This window comes from bacterium (assembly GCA_030247525.1).
Taxonomy (GTDB): domain Bacteria; phylum Electryoneota; class JAOADG01; order JAOADG01; family JAOADG01; genus JAOTSC01.
Genome location: JAOTSC010000222.1, coordinates 1 through 4,454 on the forward strand (window position 1 = coordinate 1; position 4,454 = coordinate 4,454).

The window sequence follows — 4,454 nt, forward strand, 5'->3', positions numbered from 1 at the left end:
ATAAGAGACAGCCCCAAATGAGATTGCTTCGTCGCTGCGCTACCTCGCAATGACAATCCAGTTTCCTGAGTCCCGAAATCCGAATCCCGATCACACGGTTGCGTAAGCAACAGAGTAATTCCATCCCGTTCGAGGAACCACGTCATCCCATTCTTCGCTTGACACTTGTACAACACCCGCGAATCCCATTGTCCTTTGTTTTCAGTGAAGAAAAACGGTTTCGGAATACTCTGTGTCATCCCGGCAGTGGCAGCGTGGCTGTGACGAACTACGCAACCAACCAAACCGAGTGAAAGTAGTGTGAGCGTTAGTATGCGTCGGAACATCTTTATGCCCCCCGGGTAATGCGAGAAGAATTGCAACAAGAAATCGGCAAAGCACCATCTTGACCTAAAATAACAATGTGAGTTAAACATCGATTGGGATCAATAGTATCGTGTTTGCAATGTCGGATGGGCATTGTAGAATGTGGTAGCATCATATCGCCTGATCGAATCACCAGTACCTCAGTTATCAGCAAAGTGTGATCAACAAGTTACGAGGACAGAACAGCAACGAAACAGTGGCAACGAAACAATTAAATGTCATATAAATCGTTGCACTCATGATAGAATGTCATTAGTGATAATATTTGTAAACCTGCAATTATTTTTATTGACGAATGTAATCGAAATGATGTAGTGTATTGCATCGCCTTGCAATGATAATACATTAGAATATCCAAAAGATACATTATGCAACTGCTTGAAAGTAGTTTGCTTTGTTTACATATAATAAGATGTACAATGTGTTGATATAAAAACAAAACCCGTCGTTACTACTTAAAAATTGCTCTCGGGAAGCGGTGTTTACTTCATGACTGCACCACGTGTTGTGGTTCCAAAGTGAATTCTACGGAGAACTGTGCAGCGTCAATTAGCAAAAAAATGTACAAGTGGCAAAAATCGTTCGGTTTGAACATTTCTTCTTACTACCTTACTCCGATGGTTCTTTCGGAAGTGCTTAGCGCGGATGAGATTGCATCGCCACGCTGGATAACCTTCCGAATGATCGGAATCAACCGTTCACTCAATCGGGGTTCACGATGAAATCTATTAAAATGCTTATCGCTGCACTGATCGCAGTTACCGCTATCGCCGCCAATAGTATGGCGATTAGTCTAACAGAATACACCTTTCCCACCAGTATTTCGCAGGATGCGTTTTTAAGTGGGGCATATAATCTAAACGGGACGTCGCAAGACTCGACGCAAGTCGGTTATAACTTCAGCGGGGCTGCGAACTATAACCTGTTTTACCGTTCGCTCCCCTTCAGTTATCAGTTAAGCTTCTCGGGCGACTTTTATCTACGCCGGGCAACACCGGAGAACGCTGCCCAGGAAGATGGTTATAACCTGAATTTGTCTAGCCGGGCTAATCGTTACTTCAAAGATACCGGAAAGCTGTTCGGTTTCGGCAGCAATCGCATCCAGTATCAGAAATTGAGTGGGGTTGTCGGCTCACCATTTTCGGAAGGAAAGAAGCCCTACATCGATGTTACTGTTGGTATCGGGTATGGCAGATCGATCAACGCCACTGTACTAAAACAAGCGATTCGGATGTCGGAAGATTTTAAACGGTTTGGCGTGACTACCGGCGACCTACCTGACGAAGCATTATTGAAATTAGCCCGCATCATCGACCGGAAGAGCGAGTTTCAAGCAACCTACGGCACGGTTGAATATCGAAAATACTGGTACAATGCAATGGAGGACGTGCTCCGCGAAGCCAATGTGTTGAAGGAAGGCGGCTTAGGCGCAATGGGTGTTGTCCGCATTCAGGAAGTGCTCGACGAACCGACTGGTCAGCGGATTTACGGTTGGGAAGTGCGGGCTGGTGCTGGTGTTGTGTTGTCGGACTATCAAGGGAAGAGCGGCGATCCTTTGGCAACGCTGGAATACGATTGGTCGCGCCCGATTTCCATCAAGACACAAGTCAACAACAACTTTATTGTCAGTACGGTGTTTACTGACGACTCTACCCAAATCTATAAATTCACTGAGAAGTTTCAAGTGTACTACGAACTATCGAACCGGATTCACTGGGATAATACACTTAATTTCGAGTATCGTCACCCATCCGAGGATAATGTTAAGAAGTACACTTCGATCAACTTGAGTAGCGCTTTCCAGTTCTACATTGAAAACCAACTGACGTTCAATCCGTCGTTTATCCTCCGTCGTCTTGATGATGGAGTGAATGATGCAGTGACCGATTGGGCGTTCACTGGTGGCATTACCTATCGCTTGCGTTAACATTCAGTTGAATAAATACAAAACAGACCGGGCATGGTTGTCCGGTCTGTTCTATATCGATGCGTCTGATAGTGGATACGCCACTCGCCCTTTGGTAATGTCTACTTAGCGCTGAGGACCCCTTCGCTTTCAATCTGCCGAAATGTATCGTGCAACATTGCGACATAAATCTCTTCCCGTTTCCGGTTTTCGGGGTGAAATGGATAGACAAAAATGAGGAAGGTTTCGACCCACTTCGATAGTGTCGCATTACGTTTGTACTTACCAACCAACTTGCCATCCTTCGTGATGATTTCGGTTTCCATTCGGTAATACTGCTTAAATGGAATCGGCAGTAAGGTCGCGGAGATACTGGAGAAGAGCGTTCCCAGAAAGAAACCGGAGAAATACTTTTCCGAAACAATGCGAACCTTTACAGTATAATCGAATTGCCCCTTGAGACTGTCTTTTTTCGCACGTCGTTCCGGTTGGTTGACGTCGGAAGCTTCCTCAGTGAATGTCGCATACTTGCCGGTGTTGCTGAATTCGCGCAAGGCGTCGGCGAATATTTCGTCGAAGCTATGGGTCGAGGAATTTTTACTCACCAGTTTCGGCACCGCATCGTAACCGATGGTTTGCTCGACATGAGTGAAAACAAAGAAAACGCTTACCGGAGCGGTATTCGGATTCCGTTTAACTTCGCCGGTGTAAGCGCCGGATAAATCCGAGCGGAACGTCGCACAGCTGGTGAGCAGCCATAGCAGCGATACGAAACTTACAAGGATTACTTTACGCATTTTGTCCCCTTTTGATTGTTACACACATGAAATGAAGCAAAGCGTTGTTACTTAACCAATAGTATCGAACCATCTTCTGCAAGTTTCACGTGTTTTCCCTTTTTGATTTCTTGTCCGCGGTAGGTTACCGTTTTCGCAACCTTGGCATACTTAAGCTTGCCGCTTTCGTAAAAGTAGGTGCGGCCGCCACCGCCAAACACTTCATTCCAGAAGGAACCGGCGGCACAAGGGATTCCATCGATTACTTTGTCATCGGTTAACCCACCGCTATGCAGCTTGCCACTGGGATAAAAGAGAGTCTGCCATTCGTGTCCGCCACCGTGCATTTTATGTCCTTGGATCTCCCAATCCTTCCCCAGAAAGCACCAATTCCACTCACCGTTTTCTGTGAAATGGAGTCCGGTATTTGCTGGCAACCACTGGCCAAGAAACGTTTGGTCAGATGTTAACCGCATGAACGCAATCGTATCGTTGCGATGATACTCTACTCTCCCTTGAATCGTCACACCTTTGAGTAACGTTGGTTGTTCATAAGTCTTATACTTGGTTTGAAGTGGTTTTGCAAATGAGATACCAGCAGTCAGTGCGATACTCAACCCAAGAATTATTGCGAAAAAGAATTTCATTGCAACTACTCCCGAACTTTTGCTTTCCATTCATTGCTGAGTTTTTCCGCTGCTTTCAATTGCTCCGCCGAAAGCTCTTTCGCTAGTTTTTCCAAGTGTTCGGTCATTCCCTTTTTCTGGGTCGGATGCTCAGCAAAACCGGCAGAAGCAGACATTAAAGCATACGCTTGCACCAAATCTTTCTTTACCCCTTTTCCATCCTGAAAGCACTGACCATATCCCCACATCATTTCCCAACTTCCGAGCTCACAACCTTTCTGAAACCACTTTATCGCTTCCGCTTCAAATTTGGGAACGCCCATCCCCATCGCATACATCATGGCGAGGTGTTGAATCGCTTCGAGGTGGTTGAGTTCAGCAGCCTGCTTGTACCACTTCACTGCCTCTTCCGGGTTGGCCTGCAAGCTGCTATCGATCCGGGCACCTGCTTGATAGATTAAACCAAGACTTGTCATGCAATCGGCATTTTTCAAGAGAGCACCCTTCTCGAAGTATTTGATTGCGGTTGGGAAATCCTTCTTAACACCCATCTCATTCATATAAGCAACGCCGAGATCATAAAACGCTTCTCCTTTGCCATTCTCGCCGGCTTTGATAATCCACTTCAATCCTTCTTCCGTATTCTCCTCGACGCCATTTCCCTGGAACAACCGCTCGCCATATTCTAACATGGCGGTTGCATCACCTTTCTCTGCTAAAGCTTTGACTTCGTCGATTGGAGTTTTTTCAAAGATGTTACCTGCGTAAACAGCCATGTAA

5 protein-coding genes are annotated in these 4,454 nt (G+C 46.0%); 1 reads left to right on the top strand and 4 read right to left on the bottom strand.

Annotated features, from left to right (window positions below):
* On the bottom strand, nucleotides 1–326 hold a 326-nt coding region (locus tag OEM52_14125), incomplete at its 3' end, for a hypothetical protein (GenBank protein ID MDK9701272.1).
* A 758-nt stretch (nucleotides 327–1,084) separates the two neighbouring features.
* Here OEM52_14125 and OEM52_14130 point away from each other — a divergent pair.
* Nucleotides 1,085–2,293: a hypothetical protein gene (locus tag OEM52_14130; protein MDK9701273.1), complete on the top strand. Its 1,209-nt coding sequence runs from the start codon at nucleotides 1,085–1,087 to the stop codon at nucleotides 2,291–2,293.
* Nucleotides 2,294–2,394: 101 nt separating this feature from the next.
* Here OEM52_14130 and OEM52_14135 read toward each other — a convergent pair whose 3' ends face one another.
* From OEM52_14135 to OEM52_14145, 3 genes are all read right to left on the bottom strand, one after another.
* Complete coding sequence (locus tag OEM52_14135; GenBank protein ID MDK9701274.1) at nucleotides 2,395–3,069, bottom strand: hypothetical protein; 675 nt, start codon at nucleotides 3,067–3,069, stop codon at nucleotides 2,395–2,397.
* A 47-nt stretch (nucleotides 3,070–3,116) separates the two neighbouring features.
* The gene (locus OEM52_14140; GenBank protein ID MDK9701275.1) at nucleotides 3,117–3,695 is read right to left on the bottom strand and encodes a hypothetical protein; all 579 of its coding nucleotides are present in this window, start codon (nucleotides 3,693–3,695) and stop codon (nucleotides 3,117–3,119) included.
* 5 nt (nucleotides 3,696–3,700) lie between these two features.
* Nucleotides 3,701–4,454, bottom strand: a 754-nt coding sequence (locus tag OEM52_14145; protein ID MDK9701276.1) for a sel1 repeat family protein, incomplete at its 5' end; no start/stop codon positions are given.

Excerpts from the sequence above, each read along its gene's own strand:
- OEM52_14130 (MDK9701273.1), top strand. The coding sequence starts at position 1,085 with ATGAAATCTATTAAAATGCTTATCGCTGCACTGATCGCAGTTACCGCT.
- OEM52_14135 (MDK9701274.1), bottom strand. The coding sequence starts at position 3,069 with ATGCGTAAAGTAATCCTTGTAAGTTTCGTATCGCTGCTATGGCTGCTC.
- OEM52_14140 (MDK9701275.1), bottom strand. The coding sequence starts at position 3,695 with ATGAAATTCTTTTTCGCAATAATTCTTGGGTTGAGTATCGCACTGACT.